Source organism: Enterobacter cloacae complex sp. IR5403 (genome assembly GCF_049238705.1).
GTDB lineage: Bacteria > Pseudomonadota > Gammaproteobacteria > Enterobacterales > Enterobacteriaceae > Enterobacter > Enterobacter hormaechei_C.
The window spans coordinates 97,159-120,693 of sequence record NZ_JBMKHP010000007.1 but is presented as its reverse complement, the minus strand read 5'-3'; the positions used below and the strand labels follow the sequence as shown (position 1 = coordinate 120,693).

Sequence of the window (23,535 nt, the reverse complement as noted above, 5' to 3'; positions counted from 1 at the left end):
ACCACTGTCCTGTATTTTGGATGTGCTAATTTGACCGATGAACCCGCATAACGTTCATCTCCGCTGCTCTGCGAGTGTAGCCGTGTTAAGAGATGAAGAAAATCCCATTCATCAGGGTTTTGCGAAACCTGACAGTGAAACAAAAAGGAAAGTCTTTTTTGTGACAGTTAGATACAATTCACCGTCTCACTCCCGCCATTCGATTCAGGGAAGGGTTGTATGCTCGAAATGTTAATGCAGTGGTATCGGCGTCGGTTTAGCGACCCGGAAGCCATTGCTTTGCTGGTCATTCTGGTTGCCGGATTCGGTATCCTGTTCTTCTTTAGTGGCCTGCTGGCACCGCTACTGGTGGCGATTGTGCTGGCGTATCTGCTGGAGTGGCCCACCGCGCGTCTGGAACATATCGGCTGTTCCAGACGCTGGGCGACCAGCATTGTTCTGGTGCTGTTTGTCGGCATTCTGCTGCTGATGTCCTTCGTGGTGATGCCCATCGCCTGGCAACAGGGGATCTACCTGATCCGCGATATGCCCGGCATGCTGAACAAACTGTCTGATTTTGCCGCCACGCTGCCGCGCCGCTATCCTGCGCTGATGGACGCCGGGATCATCGATGCGATGGCCGAAAACATGCGCGCCCGCATCATGACCATGGGTGATTCGGTGGTGAAATACTCTCTGGCCTCGCTGGTCGGCCTGCTGACGCTTGCGGTTTACCTTGTTCTCGTGCCGCTAATGGTGTTTTTCCTGGTCAAAGATAAAGAGCAGATGCTGAATGCGGTACGCCGCGTGCTGCCGCGCAATCGCGGTCTCGCCGGTCAGGTCTGGCAGGAGATGAACCAGCAAATCACCAACTACATTCGCGGCAAAGTGCTGGAGATGATTGTGGTGGGCGTGGCGACATGGATTGGTTTCGTGATCTTCGGGCTGAACTACTCGCTGCTGCTGGCGGTGCTGGTCGGATTCTCGGTTCTGATCCCGTATATCGGCGCGTTTGTGGTGACCATTCCGGTAGTCGGTGTGGCGCTGTTCCAGTTTGGTCTGGGTACGGAGTTCTGGAGCTGTTTCGCCGTATACCTGATTATTCAGGGACTGGACGGGAACCTGCTGGTACCGGTGCTGTTCTCAGAAGCCGTTAACCTGCATCCGCTGGTGATTATCCTGTCAGTGGTGATTTTCGGTGGGCTGTGGGGATTCTGGGGCGTGTTCTTCGCCATTCCGCTGGCGACGCTGATTAAAGCCGTGGTCCACGCGTGGCCGGATGTGCCGGCGGTGGAGGAGAAGTAGATTTAGTGCGGGCTGATGCCCTCACCCCAACCCTCTCCCACGGGGAGAGGGGGCAAACACTAAAAACGGTAGCGCATGCTACCGTTTTGCATTTACCTTGTAGGCCGGGTAAGCGCAGCGCCACCCGGCACTAAAATGATCACGCGTTCTCTTTCAGCCACTTCAACACTACGTCGTGGTGGTTGCTGGTTTTGAAATCATCAAACACGTGCTCAACTTTACCATCAGCGTCAATCAGGAAGCTGATGCGGTGAATACCGTCGTACGTTTTGCCCATAAAGGACTTCTCACCCCAGACGCCAAACTGCTCGCAAACCTGGTGGTCTTCATCGGAAAGCAGCGTGAAGTTCAGCAGCTCTTTTTCCGCAAAGCGTGACAGCTTCTCTGGCTTATCGGTGCTGATGCCCAGCACTTCCACACCGACCTTTTTCAACTCATCCATGTTGTCGCGTAGACCGCAGGCCTGTACGGTACAGCCCGGGGTCATGGCTTTCGGGTAGAAATAGACCAGAACACGCTGTCCCTGGAAGTCGGTCAAATTTACTTGCTCGCCGTCTTGATCCGGTAAGCTAAATTTCGGTGCGATATCACCGGCTTTCAGTGGGTTCATTACTCAACTCCATCCTGTTCGTGCTGCGAATAATCGACGACGCTTATACTGCCTTGCGCGTGTAATTCTGTACAGAGGGCTTTGAACGCTTGCTCGATATTTGACGCATCCTGCGAGGCAGGGCTGTGTGCGGTAATTTGAATAAACAGCGTCGGGATTGCGTTTTCATCGCCCGGCTGCGTGCGGGAAACCAGTTCGGCAATGTTCATCTGATGGCTGTCAAACAGCGCCGTAAAACGTTCAATCAGATGAGGTGAATCAGGCACTTCAACCTGTACCCAGACCGTGGCAGGCAGAGCCGGACGCGGGCGCGCGGTGGTGCGCTTCATCACAATCAGTAAATCCAGCTCTGCGCCTTTCAGCGGCAGGGTAGATTCGATGAGGGTAATGGCATTCCATGTTCCGGAAAGCAGCATAATGAACGTGAACTCTTCGCCAAGCATAGCCAGCCGGCTGTCTTCGATGTTGCAGCCGCAGCTGCTCACGTGGCGAGTGATGGTATTCACGATACCCGGCCTGTCAGCACCCAGCGCAGTGATAACCAGGTAATGTTGTGATGAGGTTGTCAAACCTGTTCTTCCTTTGCGTGGTTAAGTCTTCCTAAGGAAAGCATAAAAAAAACATGCATACAACCGCCTGAGAGCCTCAGGTCGCTTGCTTTTATTACAGTTCCAAACGTAACATTGAGGCTCTTGTTCGCACAGAGGATGGCTCATGTTCACGGGAAGTATTGTCGCGCTTGTTACACCGATGGATGAAAAAGGTAATGTCTGCCGGTCAAGCATGAAGAAGCTCATTGATTACCATGTCGCCAATGGAACCTCGGCGATCGTTTCGGTAGGGACTACCGGTGAATCCGCTACGCTGAGCCACGAAGAGCACGGCGACGTTGTGATGCTGACCCTGGAACTGGCGGACGGGCGTATTCCGGTCATCGCGGGGACGGGCGCAAACGCAACCGCAGAAGCTATCAGTCTGACCCAACGTTTTAACGACAGCGGCATTGTCGGCTGTCTGACGGTGACCCCTTATTACAACCGTCCTACTCAGGAAGGTTTGTTCCAGCATTTCAAAGCCATCGCTGAACATACTGACTTGCCACAAATTCTGTATAATGTGCCGTCCCGTACCGGTTGCGATATGCTGCCGGAAACCGTTGGCCGTCTCTCGAAAGTAAAAAATATTATCGGGATTAAAGAGGCGACAGGGAACTTAAGCCGCGTTCATCAGATCAAAGAGCTGGTTTCAGACGACTTTATCCTGTTGAGCGGTGATGATGCGACCGCGCTGGACTTTATGCAGCTCGGTGGTAACGGCGTGATTTCCGTGACGGCGAACGTGGCGGCGCGCGATATGGCTGACATGTGCAAACTGGCCGCAGCCGGTCACTTTGATGAAGCACGCGTGATTAATCAGCGTCTGATGCCGTTGCACAATAAATTATTTGTCGAACCCAATCCGATCCCAGTGAAATGGGCATGTAAGGAGTTGGGGCTTGTAGCAACCGACACGCTGCGTCTGCCAATGACACCGATTACCGACCACGGTCGTGAAATTGTCGCTGGCGCGCTGAAGCATGCCGGTTTGCTGTAAAGTTTAGGGAGATTTGATGGCTTATTCAGTACAGAAGTCGCGCCTGGCGAAGGTTGCGGGTGTTTCGCTTGTTATGCTCCTCGCTGCCTGTAGTTCAGACTCGCGCTACAAGCGCCAGGTGAGCGGTGATGAATCCTATCTGGATGCGCCGCCGCTTGCTGAACTTCACGCGCCTGCCGGCATGATCCTGCCGATCCAGAACGGTGATTATAATATTCCGGTTACTAACGGCAGCGGCCTGGTGGGTAAAGCGCTTGATATTCGTCCGCCAGCTCAGCCTCTGGCGCTGGTGAGCGGCGCGCGCACGCAGTTTACCGGTGATACAGCTTCTCTGCTGGTGGAAAGCGCACGCGGTACCACGCTGTGGCCGCAGGTTGTGAGCGTCATTCAGTCGAAAAACTATACGATTGATAAACGCGACGACGCCAGCCAGACTTTAACCACCGACTGGATTGAGTGGAACCGTCTCGATGAAGACCAGCAGTACCGTGGTCGTTATCAAGTCTCCGTTAAGCCGCAGGGTTATCAGCAGGCGGTTACCGTTAAGCTGTTGAATCTTGAGCAGGCAGGAAAACCGGTTGCCGATCCGTCCGCCATGCAGCGCTACAGCACCGAAATGCTGAACGTGATTGCAGCGGGTCTGGATAAGAACGCTACCGATGCCGCAAACGCCGCGCAGAACCGTAACGGCTCAACCTTTGACGTGCAGAGCGGTGCAGACGATACCGGCCTGCCAATGCTGGTGGTGCGTGCGCCGTTTAACCAGACCTGGCAGCGCCTGCCAGCAACGCTTGAAAAAGTGGGCATGAAGGTGACCGACAGCACCCGCTCAACGGGCAGCATCACAGCGACCTATAAGCCGCTGTCTGATAGCGCCTGGCAGGAGCTGGGGGCAAGCGATCCACAGCTGCCTTCCGGTGACTACAAAATCCAGGTTGGCGACCTCGATAACCGCAGCAGCCTGCAATTTATCGATCCGAAAGGACACACGCTGACCCAGTCGCAGAACGATGCGCTGGTCGCTGCCTTCCAGGCCGCATTCAGCAAATAATAGTGAGGGCTGGTTAATCCAGCCCTTTTTATTTTCGTGCCACGCAAACGTGTGCGTGGCATAATATGGCCAGTTTTGAATACAAATCATCACACCAGGAGTAATGAAGATGCAGAAGCAAGCTGAGTTGTATCGTGGCAAAGCGAAAACCGTATACAGCACGGAAAACCCGGATCTGTTGGTGCTCGAATTCCGCAATGATACGTCAGCAGGAGACGGCGCACGCATTGAGCAGTTCGATCGTAAGGGCATGGTGAACAACAAGTTCAACCACTTCATTATGACCAAACTGGCTGAAGCCGGTATCCCGACTCAGATGGAAGCGTTGCTGTCCGATACGGAATGTCTGGTAAAAAAACTGGATATGGTGCCGGTTGAGTGCGTGATCCGTAACCGTGCCGCAGGCTCCCTGGTGAAGCGTCTGGGCATTGAAGAGGGTATCGAACTGAATCCACCGCTGTTCGATCTGTTCCTGAAAAACGACGCCATGCACGACCCGATGGTCAACGAATCCTACTGCGAAACCTTCGGCTGGGTAAGCAAAGAGAACCTGGCGCGCATGCAGGAACTGACCTACAAAGCCAACGACGTGCTGAAAAAGCTGTTTGATGACGCGGGCCTGATCCTGGTCGACTTCAAGCTGGAGTTCGGTCTGTATAAAGGCGAAGTGGTGCTGGGCGACGAATTCTCTCCGGACGGCAGCCGCCTGTGGGACAAAGAGACGCTGGATAAAATGGACAAAGACCGTTTCCGCCAGAGTCTGGGTGGAGTGGTCGAAGCGTACGAAGCGGTTGCTCACCGTTTAGGCGTTAAGCTCGACTAAACTGCGCATTTGCCAAAGGATGTTGGCATCCTTTGGCGTCTTATCCTTGTTTACTATGGTAATCCTTTCATTAACCGCCTACGATCATAGCTATTATAAATGGAATAGTTCGAGGTGTTTATGCGCTGGCAAGGGCGTCGTGAAAGTGACAACGTAGAAGACAGACGCAGCAGTGGTGGCGGTGGTCCGTCTATGGGCGGGCCAGGTTTCCGGTTACCCAGCGGCAAGGGCGGCATTATTCTGCTGGTCGTTGTGCTGGTGGCGGGCTACTACGGCGTCGACCTGACCGGTTTGATGACCGGTGAAACCGGGCAACAGCAGCAGTATTCTCAGCGCTCCATCAGCCCAAATGAAGATGAAGCGGCGAAATTTACTTCCGTTATTCTCGCGACGACCGAAGATACCTGGGGTCAGCAGTTCGAGAAAATGGGGCGGACTTATCAGCCGCCAAAACTGGTGATGTACCGGGGCGCAACCCGCACCGGCTGCGGCACCGGGCAGTCCGTTATGGGGCCGTTCTACTGCCCGGCGGACAGCACCGTCTATATCGATCTCTCCTTCTATGACGACATGAAAAGCAAGCTGGGCGCCGACGGCGATTTTGCCCAGGGCTACGTGATTGCGCATGAAGTCGGCCACCACGTGCAGAAGCTTCTCGGCATTGAGCCTAAAGTGCGTCAGATGCAGCAGAATGCTTCTCAGGCGGAGGTGAATCGTCTGTCCGTACGTATGGAGCTTCAGGCCGACTGCTTCGCTGGCGTCTGGGGACACAGCATGCAGCAGCAGGGCGTGCTGGAAACAGGCGATCTGGAAGAGGCCCTGAATGCCGCACAGGCGATTGGTGATGATCGCTTGCAACAGCAGAGCCAGGGGCGCGTTGTGCCGGACAGCTTTACCCATGGTACCTCAGAGCAGCGCTACAGCTGGTTTAAGCGTGGCTTCGACAGCGGCAACCCGTCGCAGTGTAATACCTTCGGCAAAGCTATGTGATGTTGGGGTTTGAACAGCTGGTTAACCAGCTTCAGCGTATCGGGCACCGCCGGCTGGTGGTGCTCAGCGGCGATGAAGCGTGGACGTTGAGCCAGGCGACCATCCTGCGCGATACGTTACCAGGAGACTGGCTGTGGCTGGAGGAAAACCCCTCTAAGGCCATCAGCGGCCTGCTGGGACGTGAATACCTGCACGCCGTTTTTGACGCGCGTCGCGGGTTTGACGTCTCGGCCTTCGCCGCCCTCAGCGGGACCCTGCGCGCCGGAAGCCTTCTGGTGCTGCTGGTGCCGCCGTTCTCCGTCTGGGCTGACAGGCCCGACGCGGATTCTCTGCGCTGGAGCGACAGCGCCGAGCCGATCGCCACCCCGCACTTTGTTCACCACTTTTGCCGGGCGCTTGCCGCCGATTCAGATGCCATCGTCTGGCATCAACATCGTCCTCTGTGCCTTCCCGTTGCGCCAGATTTACCCGCCTGGCAGCCCGCCAACGGTGAACCGCAGCGCGAGCAGGCTGAGATCCTCGACGCTCTTCTGACCATGCCTGCGGGCGTGGCCGCCGTGACGGCGCCGCGCGGACGCGGGAAGTCCGCCCTGGCGGGCATGTTGCTGAGCGGCATTCAGGGGAGTGCAGTCGTGACGGCACCGGCAAAAGGGGCGACGGATGTCATCGCGCGTTTCGCCGGGGAACATTTTCACTTTATGGCCCCGGATGCGCTGCTGGCCTCCACCACAGAAGCTGACTGGCTGATTGTCGATGAGGCGGCCGCCATCCCCGGCCCGCTGCTGGAGAAGCTGGCGTCGCGCTTTCCCCGCGTGTTGCTGACCACCACGGTGCAGGGTTATGAAGGCACGGGCAGGGGATTCCTGCTGAAGTTCTGCGCCCGGTTCAGCGGGCTGCGGCGGTATACCTTATCCACGCCTGTTCGCTGGGCTGCCGGATGCCCCCTTGAGCGGACAGTGGCGAACGCGCTGCTGTTCGACGATGCGCTTATCGATCGCAAACCGGCAGGGGAGGTACGTTTAACGTCGCTGAAGTCCGGGATATGGGAGAGCGATCCGGCGCGCGGGGCAGGCGTGTATGAGCTGCTGTGTGCCGCGCACTACCGGACGTCACCCCTCGATTTACGCCGGATGATGGACGCCCACGGCCAGCACTTTGCTGTTGCTCAGGCGGGCGCGGAGATCGCGGGCGCGCTCTGGCTGGTGGAGGAGGGGGGATTACCCCCTGAACTTAGCCGCGCAGTCTGGGCGGGCTTTCGTCGGCCGCGTGGAAATCTGGTGGCGCAGTCGCTGGCAGCGCACGGCGGCTCGCCGCTCGCGGCGACGCTGAAAGGCCGACGCGTCAGCCGCATTGCGGTTCATCCCCATCGCCAGCGGGAAGGCATCGGCCAGCGGCTGATCCGCAGTGCCAGCGGAGAAGATTATCTCTCGGTCAGCTTTGGCTATACCGACGAGCTGTGGCGTTTCTGGCGGCAGTGCGGGTTTGTGCTGGTGCGAATGGGCAGTCACCGGGAAGCCAGCAGCGGGTGCTATACGGCGATGGCGTTGCTGCCGCTGAGCGAGGCGGGGCATCAGCTCTGCGAACAGGCGCATCAGCGGTTATGTCGTGATATGCGCGTCCTGTCGGCCTGGAATGGCGAAAAGATCCCGGTGACGGATTCATGGGAAGCTACCCTTAATAGTGACGACTGGCTGGAGCTGGCGGGGTTTGCCTTTGCTCACCGGGCGTTTTCAACTTCGGTTGCGGCGCTGACCCGGTTGCTGTTAGCCGTGGACATGTCGCTCCCGGCGCTGCGGGGGAAAATGGAAGGGAATATGCATGATTTCGGGCGCAAAGCGTTGCTGGCGAAGCTACGCGAGGAAACCGCTTACGCGCTTGAAAGCCTTGATTACCCCCGCAGCCAGCAGCTGAAAGCCGATATTTTGCAATGGCAATTTTTTCAATGACTTCTTCAGTAAAGTGGCATGGTCATTACCCCGCAGAGGCGTAAAATCCTGCTTATCAATTAAGGAGATCGCCATGAAACATGACCATTTTGTAGTGCAAAGCCCGGATACGCCTGCTAAACAGCTCCTGCTTCTGTTTCATGGCGTGGGCGACAATGCCGTCAATATGGGACAGATTGGCAGCTGGTTTGCACCCGTTTTCCCACACGCGCTGATCGTCAGCATCGGCGGCGTAGAGCCGTGCGGTCCGGACGGGCGGCAGTGGTTTTCCGTCGAGGGCGTGACGGAGGAGAATCGTCAGGCGCGTATTGATGCCGTTATGCCAGCCTTTATCGATACTGTGCGTTACTGGCAGCAGCAGAGCGGCGTAGGCGCCGACGCAACGGCGCTGATTGGCTTCTCTCAGGGGTCAATCATGTCGCTGGAAAGCGTAAAAGCGCAGCCCGGACTGGTGTCCCGCGTGATTGCCTTCAACGGGCGTTTTGCGACGTTACCGCAAAGCGCGACCACGCAGACCACGATCCATCTCATTCATGGGGGGGAAGACCGGGTAATTGAGCTTTCGCATGCGGTAGCTGCCCAGGAGACGCTGATGCGCGAGGGCGGAGATGTGACGCTGGATATCGTAGACGATCTGGGGCATGCCATTGACGATCGCAGCATGCAGTTCGCGCTCGATCATCTGCGTTATACCGTACCGAAGCACTACTTTGATGAAGCGCTCAGCGGCGGTAAGCCGAATGACGATGATATTGTAGAGTTTATTTAAACATTTCCCCTCACCCTAACCCTCTCCCCAAAGGGAGAGGGAACAAAACACCCCTCGCCCCTCCGGGGAGAGGGGCCGGGGGTGAGGGGTGTGTACAATTACTTCTTCTGGTCCTTCTTCGGCCAGTCGTCTTCATCGTCCCACTTGTCGTTAAAATCACGGTGCGGCGGAAGATCCGGTTTGTTGGCAAGGAACTTTTTGTGGTCAACGCGCTTGAGATCTTTAATCACGTTAAGCAGCACGCCTACCAGAAACACCAACACCAGAATCCACCAGTACTTTGAAAGCCAGTCCATTCGCTAATCCTCTGTAAGCACCCGTCAGGCGACGAGCTGCTCCATAATACGTTGATACATGCGGGCCAGCAGTTGTAAATCGGCAGCGTTCACGCATTCATTGATTTTGTGAATCGTCGCGTTAACCGGACCCAGTTCGACAACCTGTGCGCCCATGCGGGCAATAAAGCGTCCGTCAGACGTGCCGCCCGTTGTCAGCAGCTGTGGCTTAATTTCATTATAGTGCGCAATGGCGTTCACCACCGCATCCACTAGTTTACCGCGCTGCGTCAGGAACGGCTGGCCAGACAGCCACCAGTCGAGGGTATAGCGCAGCTGATATTTCTCGAGCAGCGCAATCACACGCGCTTTGATCATCTCGTCGGTCAGTTCGGTACTGAAGCGGAAGTTAAACTGGACGAAGAGATCGCCGGGAATGACGTTGTTGCTGCCGGTGCCGGCCTTGATGTTGGCTATCTGCATGCTGGTTGGCGGGAAAAATTCATTGCCTTTATCCCATTCAATGCCCACCAGTTCGTTCAGCATCGGCGCGGCGCGGTGTACCGGGTTATCTGCCAGGTGCGGATAGGCAACGTGGCCCTGCACGCCATGTATGGTCAAATTGCAGGTCAGGGAGCCACGGCGGCCATTCTTCACTACGTCGCCCACCACTTCGGTGCTGGACGGTTCGCCCACCAGACAGTAGTCCAGACGTTCATTGCGCGCCATCAGCGCCTCAACGACCTTCACGGTGCCGTTGTGGGCGCTGGCTTCTTCGTCGGAGGTAATCAAAAACGCAAGACGGTTTTTATGGTTCGGATGCTGGGCGACGAAACGTTCTGCCGCCACGACCATCGCAGCCAGGGAACCTTTCATGTCCGCAGCGCCGCGTCCGAAAAGCATGCCGTCGCGAATGGTCGGTTCAAAAGGCGGGTTGATCCAGCGGTCTGCGTCGCCTGCGGGAACTACGTCGGTATGTCCGGCAAACGCCAGCGTCTCTCCCTGACCGCGCCATGCCCAGAAGTTCTGCGTATCGCCAAAATCCATGTGCTCCACGGTAAAACCGATGGCACGCAGGCGCTCAATCATTAATGCCTGACAACCTGCGTCGTCCGGGCTAAGGGAAGGACGGCGAATAAGCTGCTGAGTCAGCTCAATGACCGGGCATGACATAGACTACACCTCAACGAAAAAATCTGAATAAAGGGTTTCACTGAAACCCAGCAGCATAGGCTGACCTGGCTTGCAGAGCAATGGGCGTTTGATGATTGCCGGCATTTCAAGCATCAGTTTGGCTGCGCTGTCGGCGTCGTTGATCGTGGCCCGGAGAGATTCATCCAGTTTTCGCCAGGTGGTGCCGCGGGTATTCAGCAGCGCTTCCCAGCCCAGTTCGTTGATGGCGGAATGGAGAAACGCGGGGTCAAGCCCGTCGGCACGGTAATCGTGGAAGCGATAGTCGATGTTGTGTGCTTCCAGCCAGCGGCGGGCTTTTTTAATCGTGTCGCAATTATTAATGCCGTACATCACAACCATAGTGAATCCTTTTGTTCTTTTGTGGATTAAATGTTCAATATTTTCGACGATATATCCTTAAGTGGAATATAACACATTCGGAATTTTTCAGGATTTACAATTCTCCATAATTCAACGAACAGCTGTAAGCTGAATAGTCTTTCATCTTTTAAGCATAGTTGTCCACCCTGTTTAAATTGCCAATAAACTCAGGGGGAAATTAAAAATGCTGTCATTTTTCCGACTATTTCAAAATATTGCTGTAGGTCACATAAAATTTACCCGGCAACGCTCATAGTGATCCTAAACCTACCAGCACAGCGGGGCTCAATCACAGCAATCGGTTAAAGTGGCTTCACAATGATGATACGTTTTCGTAGAATGCGCATAATAATAAGAGAGGTTGTTATGATTGAACGTGAACTGGGGAACTGGAAAGATTTTATCGAAGGCATGCTTCGTAAATGAATTTCCAGTAAGAAATGCAAGAGCACTTAATTAACTAAAATAACCATAGTGTGAACGAATCACATAATAAAAAGGCGGCCTGTAAAGCCGCCTTTTTTATTTCAACGGGTTATTCCGGCTTATCCTTCAGCGGAAAACGACGGCGTATCAGCACAAAGAACAGCGGTACGAAATAGATAGCCAGAATCGTCGCGGAAATCATTCCCCCCATAACGCCCGTTCCCACCGCGTGCTGGCTGCTGGAGCCTGCGCCGGAGCTGGTGGCCATCGGCAGGACGCCAAACACAAACGCCAGAGAGGTCATCAGGATCGGACGCAGGCGCTGACGACAGGCGTGCAGCGTGGCGGCCATTAGTTCGTGACCTTTGGCATTCATCTCATTGGCAAATTCGACGATCAGAATGGCGTTTTTCGCCGACAATCCGATTACGGTGAGAAGTCCGACCTGGAAATAGACATCATTTTCCAGGCCGCGCATCCAGGTTGCCAGCAGCGCGCCGATGACCCCAAGAGGCACCACCAGCATCACCGAGAACGGCACTGACCAGCTTTCATACAGCGCCGCCAGGCAGAGGAACACCACCAGCAGCGAAAGGGCATACAGGGCAGGCGCCTGCGCGCCGGAAAGCCGTTCCTGGTAGGACATCGCCGTCCACTCCAGACCAAAGCCGGTCGGTAACTGCTGAACCAGTTTTTCCATTATGTCCATTGCGGTACCGGTACTCACGCCCGGCGCGGCTTCACCGACAATCTCCAGCGCCGAATAGCCGTTGTAACGCTCCAGACGCGGTGAACCGGTCTCCCAGCGTGACGTCGCAAATGCCGAGAACGGCACCATGCCGCCGGTGTTATTGCGCACATACCAGCGGTTGATATCGTCCGGCAGCATGCGGTATTTGGCGGCAGACTGAACGTAGACCTTCTTCACGCGGCCGCGATCCATAAAGTCATTCACGTAGCTTGAGCCCCATGCCGTTTGCAGGGTGTCGTTAATGTCGTCGATGGAGACGCCCAGCGCCTGCGCTTTACGCTGGTCAATATCCACCTGTAGCTGAGGGCTGTCATCCAGACCGTTATGACGAACGCGGGTAAGCTGCGGATCTTTCCCGGCCAGCTCCAGCAGTTTATCGCGAGCAGCCATCAACGCGTCATGCCCGGCACCCGCGTGATCCTGAAGCTCCATATCAAACCCGGCTGAGCTGCCCAGGCCGCTGATGGCGGGCGGGCTGCTGGCGAAAACGCGCGCTTCCTTGATTTTGTTGAACGCTTTGGTTGCACGCTCAATGATGGCAAAGGAGGAGCCGGTATCGCTGTCGCGCTGGTCCCAGTCTTTCAGGCGCACAAACATACGCGCCACGTTCTGCCCGTTACCGCCAGGGCCAGAGCCGACGGTGGAGAAGACGGAAACCACGTTATCTTTCTCCTGAGTATGGAAGTAGTTCTCAACCTTCTGCACCACTTTCAGGGTCTGCTGCTGGGTCGAGCCGCTCGGTAACTGTATGGAGGTGATAAACATGCCGCGATCTTCCAGCGGCAGGAACGAGGTTGGCAGCCGCAGGAACAGGAAGACCATGCCGCCGAGCAGCAGGACATAAACCACCATCCAGCGCACGCTGCGGTGCAGAACTTTACCCACGCCTGCTTCATAGCGCGCCGCATTGCGGTTAAACATGCGGTTAAACCAGCCGAAGAAGCCTTTTTGACCGTGGTGTTCGCCCTTATGCAGCGGTTTCAGCAGCGTCGCGCACAGGGCAGGGGTAAGGATCATTGCCACCAGTACGGAGAGCACCATCGCGGAAACGATGGTAATCGAGAACTGGCGATAAATCGCGCCCGTGGTGCCGCCAAAAAATGCCATCGGGATAAATACCGCCGACAGCACCATGGCGATACCGACCAGCGCGCCCTGAATTTGACCCATCGATTTGCGCGTGGCCTCGCGGGGCGAAAGGCCTTCCTCGCTCATGATGCGCTCCACGTTTTCCACCACCACGATGGCATCATCCACCAGCAGGCCGATGGCCAACACCATGGCGAACATGGTCAGGGTGTTGATGCTGTAACCGAAGGCATACAGCACCGCAAAGGTACCCAGCAGCACCACCGGCACCGCAATAGTGGGGATCAGCGTGGCGCGGAAGTTTTGCAGGAACAGATACATCACGAGGAACACCAGCGCGATAGCTTCGAGCAGGGTTTTCACCACATCTTCGATGGAGGCTTTTACGAACGAGGTGGTTTCGTAGGCGACTTTGTACTCCAGTCCGTGCGGGAAGTAATGCGACAGTTCATCCAGACGCTCTAACACCCGCTGCGCGGTCGCCATTTCGTTGGCGCCGGAGGCCAGTTTCACCCCCAGCCCGGACGCGGCATTGCCGTTAAAGCGGCTCAGGTAGTCATATTTTTCCGCCCCCATTTCCACGGTGGCGACATCCCCCAGACGCACTTCCGAACCGTCCTGATTCACGCGCAGAGTAATATCGCGGAACTGTTCAGGCGTCTGGAGCAGCGACTGGGAGTTGATGGTGGCATTAAGCGCCTGGTTATCCACGGACGGCGTACCGCCGAGCTGCCCCACGGCAATCTGGGCGTTCTGCGATTCGATAGCGTCGGTGACATCTTTGGCGGTCATCTGCACGCTGTTCAGCTTGTTGGGATCCAGCCAGATACGCATGGAGTACTGCGAGCCGTAGGCGTCGATATCACCCACGCCGTTGATACGGCTGAGCGGGTCCTGAATATTACTGGCGACGTAGTCCGCGATGTCCTGCTTATCCATCGAGCCATCGGTTGAAACAAACGCGATGGTCAAAATATTGGTGTCACCGGTTTTACGCACGGTCACCCCCTGGTTCTGCACCGCCTGAGGCAGTTTACGCAGTGCCGATTGCAGCTGGTTTTGCACCTGCTGCACCGCTTCATCCGGATCCGTGCCCGCCGTAAAGCTCAGGGTTACCGTCGCCTGGCCCGTGGCGCTGCTCTGCGAGGACATGTACATCAGGTTATCGAGACCCGTCATGTTCTGCTCGATAACCTGGGTGACAGTATTTTCCAGCGTCTGTGCCGAGGCGCCAGGGTAGTTCGCCGTGATACGCACGTTGGGGGGCGCGAGGTCAGGGTATTGCTCAACAGGAAGGGAAGTAATCGCCAGGACACCCGTCAGACACAACAGGATTGCAAGCACCCAGGCAAAAATGGGGCGATCGATGAAAAAATTCGCCATTAAAGTGTGACCTCGTTTTGCTGCACGTCATTATTGTTTATTGCCCGCCTAACTTTAGCGGTAAGGCCCAGGTCAAACGTGGAGAAATAAAGGAGATAATGTAAATTATCATGCGCTTTTTTCAGCGCGCCTTCTTTCCCGCTATTTTTCAGCCTGCACCGCAGGCGTCCGGAACGTCACGCTGACCTGTGTCCCGCCCTGTGGCGGCTGAGAAAAGTGTAATGTCCCGCCGAGCCGTCCCGCACGTTCGCGCATGATATTCAGCCCGTAATGCCCCGGCGGTTCACTGGCGTCGCCGATACCAATGCCGTTGTCGCGGATCGTGACCGTGTGAGTGCCGTCCGCGGTGGTGACGCAGCTGACCACAATCTCGCTGGCGTCGGCATGTTTAATCGCATTCAGCACTGCCTCACGCACAATCTGTAAGAGGTGCACCTGTTTTTGCGCGTCCAGCGCCAGCGATGAGAGACGGCAGTCGAGCACCAGCTTCGCGCGGGTCTGGCTTTGCAACCCGTCGAGAGACTCCTGTAGCGCGGCAGGAAGATTGGCGTGATTGAGCGTCAGGCGGAAGGTGGTGAGCAGTTCGCGTAGCTGATGCCAGGCGTTATTCAGCTCGCGGGAGAAGTCCGTGATGATAGCCTGCGCCGGGGCATTGTCGCCCGGCACGGCATGCTTCAGCAGCGTAAGCTGAATACGCAAATAGGAGAGCACCTGCGCCAGCGAATCATGCAGCTCGCGCGCGATGGTGGCGCGCTCCTCCATCAGCAGCAGCTGCTGATAATGTTTCTGCGCCTGATTAAAATAGAGCCCCCGGCCCAGCATCGTCGCCACGCTTTCCATGAGCGGCAGCGGAACATCCCCGGTCGCGCTTTGCCAGCGCAGTTCGCCGTACAGGGTGTCCTGCATTAACACCGGTAAATTGTGCATTTTCTCGCCCGGGGACTCCTGTCCTTCGTAAAGCTGCCAGTCGTCACTGGTGCGCAATTGCAGGTAATTCATCTGCGTATAGTCATGCACAATCTGCAAAATATGCCGGAAGCAGTGGCTGTCTATCTGCCCGGTATTCAACGCCTGTGAGCATTTGAACAGCATTTCGAGCTGCTGATGGGCTTCATTCAGGTGGCGGGTTTTTTCGGCAACGGAGTGCTCAAGGGAACGGTACAAAGTGTGTAATTCCGCCGACATATGGTTGAAGGCGCGGGAAAGCTGGCCCAGCTCGTTGGGCAGCATAGTATCCGGCGCGGGAGTGTCGAACTGGCCCTGTTCGATACGTTCGCTCGCCGCCACCAGATTATTCAGCGGCAGCACAACCTGACGGCGGATGCGCCGCAGGGTCACCACCGCCAGCAGCAGGATGCCCAGGCCGCCCGTCAGCGACATGCAAATCACCAGCTGAATTTTATGTTCGGTGTAGTGCTGAAGCGCCAGCACAAAGGCATCTATCCGGCCCACGAAATCCTCTATGTGGTTCTGATACCACCCGGTATCGCCGCTGGCGATGCGCGTGTCCATCTTCTGCCAGCCAAGGTGCAACTGCTGGTAACGCTGTTTGACGTCCTCAGGCACATACCAGCGGTTTAGCTTCTGCAACGCAGGCGCGCTCAGCGTTTTCTGCCAGACCGCGCGGTGCTCCGCCAGCGACGGGCTGGCGCGCTGCATTTCGTAGCCCAGGCGGTAGCTCTGCATGCGCAGCGATCCGGCGATGTTAATCGCCTCGGCGTCGCGCTGGCTGCTGGCGAGTGTAACCAGCGCAATGGCGCTGATCAGAACGGACAAGACAATCATCGAAAAGAAAGCCCGAGCCAGGCTTCCCGATACGGGGCGTTTAACGGTCACTCATCAGCTTCCTGAATTAAATTGATCTGCCACAGGTTCACTGGAAATAGTTCGCCTTCCTGGGCATTTGAACATTGCGTCGCCATGCTGCTGTGGGTAAATACGATAACAATAGAAAGAATAAGGTTATTGAACCAAAAACAGGTGTTGTTATGAATCGTTTTATTATGGCCAACGCTCAACAGTGTATCGGTTGTCGCGCCTGCGAAGTTGCCTGTGTGATGGCGCACAACGGGGAGCAGCACGCGCTGAGCGAGCGCCATTTTCATCCCCGCATTACGGTCCTTACCTCAGGCTTGCGAAAAAGCCCCGTGACCTGCCACCACTGTGAAAACGCGCCCTGCGCGCAAAGCTGCCCGAACGGAGCCATCACGCAACACAGCGACAGCGTACAGGTCAATCAACAAAAATGCATTGGCTGTAAAGCCTGCGTGGTGGCCTGTCCGTTTGGCACGATGGACATGTTGATCGCCCCGCTGGAAAACGACAGCGTAAAGGCCTCGGCGCACAAATGCGACCTCTGTCTGGAAAGGCCGCAAGGCCCGGCCTGCGTTGAAAACTGCCCGGCGGAGGTGCTTACGCTCGCCACCCCAGCCGTACTGGATAAGCTGGTTAAGCAGCGCCGACAGCGCAGTGCAAGGCTGGACACGCTGCCGTGGCACAGCGAGGCGGTTCAGTCAGTCTCTCCGCAAACCAAACGGCAACAGATGCAAAACACCCCGGCGCGCGGTGAGCCGGATAAGCTCAGCCCCGAAGCACGTGCAGGTCATTTTAACGAGATCTACCTGCCGTTTCGCCCGGAACAGGCGCAGCGCGAGGCATCCCGCTGCCTGAAATGTGGCGAGCACAGCATATGCGAGTGGACCTGCCCGCTGCATAACCACATTCCACAGTGGATTGAGCGGATCAGGGCGGGGGATATCGTCGGTGCGGCTGAGCTTTCTCACCAGACTAACTGTTTACCGGAAATTACCGGCCGCGTCTGTCCACAGGATCGATTATGTGAAGGCGCCTGCACCCTGCGGGAAGCGTCAGGGGCAGTAACCATCGGGAATATCGAACGGTATATCTCGGATCGGGCGCTGGCGATGGGCTGGACGCCGGACGTCAGCCACGTTAAGCCGGTCGGTAAGCGCGTCGCCATCATCGGTGCCGGTCCGGCAGGGCTGGCCTGCGCCGACGTACTGGTGCGCAGCGGCGTCGGCGTGACGGTCTACGACCGCCATCCGGAAATCGGCGGATTACTGACCTTTGGTATTCCGGCCTTCAAGCTGGATAAATCCCTGTTAGCGCGGCGCAGAGAGATATTCAGCGCGATGGGCATCCGCTTCGAGCTGAACTGCGAGGTGGGAAAAGACGTGTCGATGGCCCAACTGCAAAACGACTACGATGCCCTGTTCATCGGCGTAGGGACTTATCGTTCCATGAAAGCGGGTATCCCTCACGAAGACGCGCCGGGCGTGTACGACGCGCTGCCGTTTTTAGTGGCAAACACGCGGAACGTGATGGGCCTTGACCCTGCCGCAGACGAGCCGTTTATCGACACGCAAGGGTTAAACGTGGTGGTGCTCGGCGGGGGCGATACGGCGATGGACTGCGTGCGCACCGCGCTGCGACATGGCGCGGCGAAAGTCACCTGCGCCTATCGCCGGGACGAGGCCAACATGCCGGGCTCAAAGAAAGAGGTTAAAAACGCGAAAGAAGAGGGCGCGGCGTTTGAATTTAATGTCCAGCCGGTTGAGCTCACGCTGGATACTGACGGGAAGGTCAACGGTATCCGGATGCTGCGCACCCGTCTGGGCGAGCCGGATGCGCAGGGGCGGCGGCGTCCTGTCCCGGTGGCGGGCAGTGAGTTTGTCATGCCAGCGGATGCGGTGATCATGGCGTTTGGGTTTAATCCGCACGCCATGCCGTGGCTTCAGGCGCAGGGCGTCGACACCGACGACTGGGGGCGCATCAGGGCCTCCGTGGAGAGCCGTTATCGCTACCAGACCTCGAATCCGCAGATTTTTGCTGGCGGTGATGCGGTACGCGGTGCGGATCTGGTGGTCACCGCGATGGCGGAAGGGCGCCATGCCGCGCAGGGGATCATGGACTGGCTTGGCGTGCCGCCGCGCAACATGCATTAACGCAGACGGGCGACAAAGCGGGCTTCACGGCGTAGTATAAACAGACTCATTTTGCCGTGGAGCCCGTATGTCCCTGAACATTAGCGTTATTAAAGACAAAATCCTTTCTGAAAATTACTTTGTCCTGCGTAACATCACTTACGATCTCACCCGTAAGAACGGGGACGTCATTCGCCATAAACGCGAAGTCTACGACCGGGGCAATGGTGCAACCATCCTGCTGTATAACCGTGAAAAGCAAAGCGTGGTGCTGATCCGCCAGTTTCGCATCGCGACATGGGTCAATGGCAACGCGGACGGACGTCTGATTGAAACCTGTGCAGGTCTGCTGGATGACGATGAGCCGGAAGTGTGTATCCGCAAAGAAGCCATTGAGGAGACGGGTTTTGAAGTGGGAGCGGTGCAGAAAGTCTTTGAGCTGTTTATGTCCCCTGGCGGGGTCACCGAACTGATCCACTTCTTCATTGCGGAATACACCGATGCCCAGCGCACGCACCGGGGGGGCGGCGTGGACGATGAAGACATTGAAGTGCTGGAAATGCCTTTCGCTCAGGCTGTCGACATGGTGAAACGCGGCGAGATCCGCGACGGTAAAGCGGTGATCCTGTTGCAGTATCTGCAAACCAGCGGGCTGATGAATGCGGCGGCGGAAGCGCGATAAGTTGTATTTCAGATAAATCTATCCGATAAATCCGATTGAGCCAGCCCGCCCAGGGCACGAAGATACGCCCCAGATTGACCTATTCGTTTCCGGGGCTGTGCCGTTCATGCGCTACTGCGTTTATCTTCTCTTCTTCATTTGCGTGCTTCCCGCGCCTTTGGTGTGGGCTGCGCCTGCGCAGCAGTCTTTTTCAGACTGGCAGGTGACCTGCAATAACCAGAACTTCTGCGTAGCGCGCAATACCGGCGAGCATCGCGGTCTGGTCATGACGCTGAGCCGCAGTGCGGGGGCAAAAACGGACGCCAGCCTGCGCATCGATCTCGGCGGGCTTTCGGCGCCTCCGGTGAAAGAGCCTGACATCGCCCCGCGCCTGCTGCTCGACAATGTGCCGCTTAAACTCACGTCGCAACACTGGCAGTTAGCCCCCTGGCATCTTAAAACAGACGATACGGCCACCATCACCACGTTTCTGAAAACCATTCAGGAAGGGCAGGCGCTGACCCTGCGCGGGGGGAAGCAGACAATTTCTCTGGCCGGTCTGAAAGCGGCGCTGCTGTTTATCGATGCCCAGCAAAAACGCGTCGGAAGTGAAACGGCGTGGATTAAAAAAGGGGATAGTCCACCGCTGAGCGTGCCGCCTGCGCCGGCATTAAAAAAGGTGGCGGTGGTGAACCCCACGCCAACGCCGCTGACGCATAACGAACTCAACGATCTGCTGGATTACGGTACCTGGCGCATGAACCACAGCCAGTGCTCTCTCGATCCGAACCGGCGTGAAGTGCGCGTGACCGCGCTGACCGATGACAAAGCGCTGATGATCATCAGCTGTGAGGCGGGGGCGTACAACACCGTCGACCTGGCGTGGCTGGTGTCGCGTAAAAAACCATTTTCGGCCAGGAGCGTGAGATTGCGTCTGCCGTTTACCCCTTCCAGCCAGAGTAGTGACATGGAGCTGATGAATGCCAGCTTCGACGAAAAAACGCGCGAGCTGACCACGCTGGCGCTGGGACGCGGGATTGGCGACTGTGGGATCCAGACCCGCTGGCGTTTTAACGGCCAGCGCTTCCGCCTGGTACGCTACGCGGAAGAGCCAAGCTGTGATAACTGGAATGGACCAGATGCCTGGCCCACGCTGTGGATCACAAGGTAGGGTTTTGCCGGGTGGCGCTGTCGCTTACCCGGCCTACTTTTTAGAACCGTAGGTCCGGTAAGGCGTAGCCGCCACCGGGCAACGCAGATCGCACTACAGCACGCTTAGCGCCTTCTCCACCACGTTCTCAACGGTAAAGCCGAAATAAGGGAACAGCTTATCGGCCGGAGCGGATTCACCGTAACCATGCATCCCGACAATTGCCCCTTTCAGACCCACGTATTTGTACCAGTAGTCAGCAATGCCAGCTTCAACCGCCACGCGCGCCGCGACGTTTGAAGGCAGCACCGATTCGCGGTACGCCTCATCCTGAGCATCAAAGATATCCGTTGAAGGGAGGGAAACCACGCGCACCGCGTGACCCTCGGCGGTCAGTTTCTCCGCCGCTTTTACAGTGATTTCCACCTCGGAACCGGTGGCGATCAGGATCACGTCTGGCTTGCCGCCGCTGTCTTTCAGGATGTACCCGCCGCGGGCGATATTTTTCACCTGCTCCGGCGTGCGCTCGATCTGCGCCAGGTTCTGGCGCGACAGGATCAGCGCCGTGGGTCCGTTATGACGCTCTACGGCCAGCTTCCAGCCCACTGCCGCTTCCACCTGATCGCAAGGACGCCAGGTGCTGAAGTTTGGCGTTAAGCGCAGGCTTGCCAGCTGCTCTACCGCCTGGTGCGTCGGCCCATCTTCACCCAGCCCGATAGAGTCGTGGGTATACACCATGATTTGCCGCGCCTTCATCAGGGCCGCCATACGCGCCGCGTTACGGGCATATTCGACAAACATCAGGAAGGTGGCAGTGTACGGCACGAAGCCGCCGTGGTGGGCGATGCCGTTGGCAATGGCGGTCATCCCGAACTCGCGCACGCCGTAGTGGATGTAGTTCCCGGCAATGTCCTCCTTCAGGGATTTAGAGCCGGACCAGATGGTAAGGTTACTTGGCGCCAGATCCGCCGAGCCGCCCAGCAGTTCGGGCAGGATCGGGCCAATCGCGTTCAGGGTGTTTTGTGACGCCTTACGGGTGGCAATTTTTGCCGGGTTGGATTGCAGGTTTTCAATCAGCGCCTGGGTTTTCTCTTCCCAGTCTTCCGGCAGGCCGCCGCTCATGCGGCGGGTAAACTCAGCCGCCAGCTCCGGGTACGCTTTTTTGTAGGCGGCAAACTTCTCGTTCCAGGCCTGCTGCACTTTTTCACCTGTTTCGCGAGCATCCCAGGCCTTGTAGATCTCTTTTGGGATCTCGAAGGCCGGGTGTTTCCAGCCCAGTTTCTGGCGGGTCAGCGCCACTTCCTCTTCACCCAGCGCCGCGCCGTGCGCCTCCTCTTTGCCCGCTTTGTTCGGCGAGCCGAAGCCGATGGTGGTGCGGCAGATGATCAGGGACGGTTTGTCCTTCACGCTCTGCGCTTCCTGAATTGCTTTTTTCACCGCCTCAGGATCGTGACCGTCGATCTCGTGCACCACGTGCCAGTGATAGGCTTCAAAGCGTTTCGCCGTGTCGTCGGTAAACCAGCCCTCGGTTTCCCCGTCAATGGAGATGCCGTTGTGATCGTAGAAGCCAATCAGCTTGCCCAGCCCCAGAGTGCCCGCCAGCGAGCAGACCTCGTGGGAGATCCCCTCCATCAGGCAGCCATCACCCATAAAGACATAGGTGTAGTGATCGACAATCTCGTGGTCAGGCTGGTTGAACTGCGCAGCCAGCGTACGTTCGGCAATCGCCAGGCCAACCGCATTCGCCAGCCCCTGGCCCAGCGGGCCGGTAGTGGTTTCAACGCCCGGCGTATAGCCGATCTCCGGGTGGCCCGGCGTTTTGGAGTGCAGCTGGCGGAAGTTTTTTAATTCCTCAAGCGGCAGATCGTAGCCGGAAAGGTGCAGCAGGCTGTAGAGCAGCATCGAGGCATGACCGTTGGAGAGAATAAAACGGTCGCGGTCGTACCAGGTCGGATCGGTCGGGTTGTGCTTCAGGAAGTCGTTCCACAGCACTTCGGCGATATCAGCCATACCCATGGGGGCGCCAGGGTGGCCGGAATTGGCTTTTTGTACGGCATCCATGCTGAGGGCGCGAATGGCGTTGGCGAGCTCTTTACGGGACATAGTTCACTCCGTGGCAAGGTTAAAGTTTGGCGGCGAGAAGATCTTCGAGTTTGCGCTGGTCGACGGCGAACTGACGGATGCCGTCCGCCAGTTTTTCCACGGCCATTGGGTCCTGATTGTGCTCCCAGCGGAATTCCGCTTCGGTCATGGGTTTTGGTTTTGGCAGAACGGTGGAGGTTGGCACCAGCTTGCGGATCACCGTCTCTTCACTCTCCTGAAGCTTTTTCAGCAGGTCAGGGGAGATGGTCAGCCGGTCGCAGCCCGCGAGCGCGAGGATCTGCTCGGTGCGGCGGAAGCTGGCCCCCATCACGATGGTCTCGTAGCGGTGCTGCTTGTAATAATCGTAGATATTACGCACCGATTTCACGCCGGGATCTTCGTCCACCACATACGGATCCATCGGCTGTTTTGCCTGATACCAGTCGTAGATACGCCCGACAAACGGTGAAATCAGGAACACGCCCGCTTCGGCGCAGGCACGCGCCTGGGCGAAGGAGAACAGTAGCGTCAGGTTACAGTTGATCCCCTCTTTCTCCAGCACTTCCGCCGCGCGGATGCCTTCCCAGGTGGAGGCAAGCTTGATCAGGATGCGTGATTTATCGATCCCCTGCTCCTGGTAGAGTTCCACCAGGCGGCGAGCCTTGCTAATGCTCTTTTCCTGGTCGAATGAGAGGCGGGCATCCACTTCGGTGGAGACGTGTCCCGGTATGCTTTTAAGAATTTCCGCACCGATATTGACCGCCAGCTTGTCACTGGCTTCGGCGACCTGCTGCTCCTGCGTTTTACCGCGCTGTTTGCCGTAGGCAAGGGCGTCATCAATCAGATGACTAAAGTGCGCAAGACCGGCCGCCTTGAGCAGCAGCGAGGGGTTGGTGGTCGCGTCTTCCGGCTGGTAGTGACGAATCGATTCGATGTCGCCGCTGTCTGCAACCACGGTGGTAAATTGTTTGATGCCGTCTAGCTGGTTCATAATTACTCCTTGGAAATAAAAGAGTTAGTCGAGTGCGTCAGGTCACACTTCTGAGAAAATCATGATGGACTTAACAAAAAAGCATAGCAGACGGGGGAGGCATTGCTGTCTGAGACGGGTAACATGGCTGTTATAAATTGATAACAATTTTTATTCTGCAATG

20 protein-coding genes are annotated in these 23,535 nt (G+C 56.9%); 11 read left to right on the top strand and 9 right to left on the bottom strand.

The genetic code is table 11. The annotated features are described in order from the left end of the window. The first annotated feature begins 219 nt into the window (after positions 1 to 219). Positions 220 to 1,284: an AI-2E family transporter gene (locus tag ACOTW6_RS12455; RefSeq protein ID WP_003860546.1), complete on the top strand. Its 1,065-nt coding sequence runs from the start codon at positions 220 to 222 to the stop codon at positions 1,282 to 1,284. Between the two features lie 139 nt (positions 1,285 to 1,423). Here ACOTW6_RS12455 and bcp read toward each other — a convergent pair whose 3' ends face one another. Both bcp and ACOTW6_RS12445 read right to left on the bottom strand, forming a co-directional pair. Continuing rightward, complete coding sequence (gene bcp, locus ACOTW6_RS12450; protein ID WP_015572198.1) at positions 1,424 to 1,894, bottom strand: thioredoxin-dependent thiol peroxidase; 471 nt, start codon at positions 1,892 to 1,894, stop codon at positions 1,424 to 1,426. After that, positions 1,894 to 2,463, bottom strand: a complete 570-nt coding sequence (locus ACOTW6_RS12445; protein WP_000213743.1) for a glycine cleavage system transcriptional repressor — start codon at positions 2,461 to 2,463, stop codon at positions 1,894 to 1,896. The genes bcp and ACOTW6_RS12445 overlap by 1 nt, the downstream gene beginning before the upstream one ends. Before the next feature lie 145 nt (positions 2,464 to 2,608). On the opposite strand from ACOTW6_RS12445, the gene dapA reads away from it, so the two are divergent. The 6 genes from dapA to ypfH all read left to right on the top strand — a co-directional run bounded on the left by dapA (position 2,609) and on the right by ypfH (position 9,066). Further along, a complete protein-coding gene (gene dapA / locus ACOTW6_RS12440) occupies positions 2,609 to 3,487 on the top strand; it encodes a 4-hydroxy-tetrahydrodipicolinate synthase (protein WP_003860542.1) in 879 nt (292 codons plus the stop codon). A gap of 16 nt (positions 3,488 to 3,503) precedes the next feature. Continuing rightward, positions 3,504 to 4,538: an outer membrane protein assembly factor BamC gene (gene bamC / locus ACOTW6_RS12435; RefSeq protein ID WP_032669408.1), complete on the top strand. Its 1,035-nt coding sequence runs from the start codon at positions 3,504 to 3,506 to the stop codon at positions 4,536 to 4,538. A 109-nt stretch (positions 4,539 to 4,647) separates the two neighbouring features. Then, positions 4,648 to 5,361: a phosphoribosylaminoimidazolesuccinocarboxamide synthase gene (purC, locus tag ACOTW6_RS12430; RefSeq protein WP_001171626.1), complete on the top strand. Its 714-nt coding sequence runs from the start codon at positions 4,648 to 4,650 to the stop codon at positions 5,359 to 5,361. A gap of 120 nt (positions 5,362 to 5,481) precedes the next feature. Next, positions 5,482 to 6,351 carry a neutral zinc metallopeptidase gene (locus ACOTW6_RS12425; RefSeq protein ID WP_001303362.1) on the top strand — a complete coding sequence of 290 codons (870 nt, stop codon included), beginning with the start codon at positions 5,482 to 5,484 and terminating at the stop codon, positions 6,349 to 6,351. Beyond that, on the top strand, positions 6,351 to 8,297 hold the full coding sequence (locus ACOTW6_RS12420) for a tRNA(Met) cytidine acetyltransferase TmcA (RefSeq protein WP_213789170.1): 1,947 nt from the start codon (positions 6,351 to 6,353) through the stop codon (positions 8,295 to 8,297). Before ACOTW6_RS12425 ends, ACOTW6_RS12420 begins: the two co-directional genes overlap by 1 nt. Positions 8,298 to 8,370: 73 nt before the next feature. Continuing rightward, positions 8,371 to 9,066, top strand: coding sequence for an esterase (ypfH, locus tag ACOTW6_RS12415; protein WP_062933275.1), 696 nt, complete (start codon positions 8,371 to 8,373; stop codon positions 9,064 to 9,066). Positions 9,067 to 9,164: 98 nt separating this feature from the next. Here ypfH and ACOTW6_RS12410 read toward each other — a convergent pair whose 3' ends face one another. Genes ACOTW6_RS12410 through ACOTW6_RS12400 form a run of 3 tightly spaced genes read right to left on the bottom strand, consistent with a single transcriptional unit; the run spans position 9,165 to position 10,874 of the window. Next, entirely contained in the window at positions 9,165 to 9,362 is a 198-nt protein-coding gene (locus ACOTW6_RS12410) for a YpfN family protein (protein ID WP_000383991.1), read from the bottom strand. 24 nt (positions 9,363 to 9,386) lie between these two features. Continuing rightward, positions 9,387 to 10,514: a succinyl-diaminopimelate desuccinylase gene (dapE, locus tag ACOTW6_RS12405; protein ID WP_017383496.1), complete on the bottom strand. Its 1,128-nt coding sequence runs from the start codon at positions 10,512 to 10,514 to the stop codon at positions 9,387 to 9,389. A gap of 3 nt (positions 10,515 to 10,517) precedes the next feature. Then, complete coding sequence (locus ACOTW6_RS12400) at positions 10,518 to 10,874, bottom strand: ArsC family reductase (protein WP_062933274.1); 357 nt, start codon at positions 10,872 to 10,874, stop codon at positions 10,518 to 10,520. Positions 10,875 to 11,261: 387 nt separating this feature from the next. On the opposite strand from ACOTW6_RS12400, the gene ypfM reads away from it, so the two are divergent. Next, positions 11,262 to 11,321, top strand: coding sequence for a protein YpfM (gene ypfM, locus ACOTW6_RS12395; RefSeq protein WP_015572204.1), 60 nt, complete (start codon positions 11,262 to 11,264; stop codon positions 11,319 to 11,321). Between the two features lie 109 nt (positions 11,322 to 11,430). Here ypfM and acrD read toward each other — a convergent pair whose 3' ends face one another. Together acrD and narQ are read right to left on the bottom strand one after the other, a co-directional pair. Continuing rightward, positions 11,431 to 14,544, bottom strand: a complete 3,114-nt coding sequence (gene acrD / locus ACOTW6_RS12390) for a multidrug efflux RND transporter permease AcrD (RefSeq protein WP_121478723.1) — start codon at positions 14,542 to 14,544, stop codon at positions 11,431 to 11,433. Between the two features lie 141 nt (positions 14,545 to 14,685). Further along, positions 14,686 to 16,380: a nitrate/nitrite two-component system sensor histidine kinase NarQ gene (narQ, locus tag ACOTW6_RS12385; protein WP_121478724.1), complete on the bottom strand. Its 1,695-nt coding sequence runs from the start codon at positions 16,378 to 16,380 to the stop codon at positions 14,686 to 14,688. Between the two features lie 152 nt (positions 16,381 to 16,532). Here narQ and aegA point away from each other — a divergent pair, with 152 nt between their 5' ends. From aegA to ACOTW6_RS12370, 3 genes are all read left to right on the top strand, one after another. Further along, positions 16,533 to 18,509 carry a formate-dependent uric acid utilization protein AegA gene (aegA, locus tag ACOTW6_RS12380; RefSeq protein ID WP_090278990.1) on the top strand — a complete coding sequence of 659 codons (1,977 nt, stop codon included), beginning with the start codon at positions 16,533 to 16,535 and terminating at the stop codon, positions 18,507 to 18,509. A 67-nt stretch (positions 18,510 to 18,576) separates the two neighbouring features. Further along, on the top strand, positions 18,577 to 19,170 hold the full coding sequence (nudK, locus tag ACOTW6_RS12375; protein WP_045911342.1) for a GDP-mannose pyrophosphatase NudK: 594 nt from the start codon (positions 18,577 to 18,579) through the stop codon (positions 19,168 to 19,170). A gap of 106 nt (positions 19,171 to 19,276) precedes the next feature. After that, positions 19,277 to 20,320, top strand: a complete 1,044-nt coding sequence (locus tag ACOTW6_RS12370; RefSeq protein WP_023295117.1) for a DUF1176 domain-containing protein — start codon at positions 19,277 to 19,279, stop codon at positions 20,318 to 20,320. Positions 20,321 to 20,413: 93 nt separating this feature from the next. On the opposite strand, the gene tkt is transcribed toward ACOTW6_RS12370, so the two are convergent. Both tkt and tal read right to left on the bottom strand, forming a co-directional pair. Then, positions 20,414 to 22,402 carry a transketolase gene (gene tkt, locus ACOTW6_RS12365; RefSeq protein ID WP_213789172.1) on the bottom strand — a complete coding sequence of 663 codons (1,989 nt, stop codon included), beginning with the start codon at positions 22,400 to 22,402 and terminating at the stop codon, positions 20,414 to 20,416. 19 nt (positions 22,403 to 22,421) lie between these two features. Continuing rightward, positions 22,422 to 23,372 carry a transaldolase gene (gene tal, locus ACOTW6_RS12360; RefSeq protein ID WP_213789173.1) on the bottom strand — a complete coding sequence of 317 codons (951 nt, stop codon included), beginning with the start codon at positions 23,370 to 23,372 and terminating at the stop codon, positions 22,422 to 22,424. Positions 23,373 to 23,535: the final 163 nt, after the last annotated feature.

Bases quoted from the DNA above. Each gene is read 5' to 3' on its own strand.
- ACOTW6_RS12455 (WP_003860546.1), top strand. From the start codon at position 220: ATGCTCGAAATGTTAATGCAGTGGTATCGGCGTCGGTTTAGCGACCCG.
- bcp (WP_015572198.1), bottom strand. From the start codon at position 1,894: ATGAACCCACTGAAAGCCGGTGATATCGCACCGAAATTTAGCTTACCG.
- dapA (WP_003860542.1), top strand. From the start codon at position 2,609: ATGTTCACGGGAAGTATTGTCGCGCTTGTTACACCGATGGATGAAAAA.
- bamC (WP_032669408.1), top strand. From the start codon at position 3,504: ATGGCTTATTCAGTACAGAAGTCGCGCCTGGCGAAGGTTGCGGGTGTT.
- purC (WP_001171626.1), top strand. From the start codon at position 4,648: ATGCAGAAGCAAGCTGAGTTGTATCGTGGCAAAGCGAAAACCGTATAC.
- ACOTW6_RS12425 (WP_001303362.1), top strand. From the start codon at position 5,482: ATGCGCTGGCAAGGGCGTCGTGAAAGTGACAACGTAGAAGACAGACGC.
- ACOTW6_RS12420 (WP_213789170.1), top strand. From the start codon at position 6,351: ATGTTGGGGTTTGAACAGCTGGTTAACCAGCTTCAGCGTATCGGGCAC.
- ypfH (WP_062933275.1), top strand. From the start codon at position 8,371: ATGAAACATGACCATTTTGTAGTGCAAAGCCCGGATACGCCTGCTAAA.
- ACOTW6_RS12410 (WP_000383991.1), bottom strand. From the start codon at position 9,362: ATGGACTGGCTTTCAAAGTACTGGTGGATTCTGGTGTTGGTGTTTCTG.
- dapE (WP_017383496.1), bottom strand. From the start codon at position 10,514: ATGTCATGCCCGGTCATTGAGCTGACTCAGCAGCTTATTCGCCGTCCT.
- ACOTW6_RS12400 (WP_062933274.1), bottom strand. From the start codon at position 10,874: ATGGTTGTGATGTACGGCATTAATAATTGCGACACGATTAAAAAAGCC.
- acrD (WP_121478723.1), bottom strand. From the start codon at position 14,544: ATGGCGAATTTTTTCATCGATCGCCCCATTTTTGCCTGGGTGCTTGCA.
- aegA (WP_090278990.1), top strand. From the start codon at position 16,533: ATGAATCGTTTTATTATGGCCAACGCTCAACAGTGTATCGGTTGTCGC.
- nudK (WP_045911342.1), top strand. From the start codon at position 18,577: ATGTCCCTGAACATTAGCGTTATTAAAGACAAAATCCTTTCTGAAAAT.
- ACOTW6_RS12370 (WP_023295117.1), top strand. From the start codon at position 19,277: ATGCGCTACTGCGTTTATCTTCTCTTCTTCATTTGCGTGCTTCCCGCG.
- tkt (WP_213789172.1), bottom strand. From the start codon at position 22,402: ATGTCCCGTAAAGAGCTCGCCAACGCCATTCGCGCCCTCAGCATGGAT.
- tal (WP_213789173.1), bottom strand. From the start codon at position 23,372: ATGAACCAGCTAGACGGCATCAAACAATTTACCACCGTGGTTGCAGAC.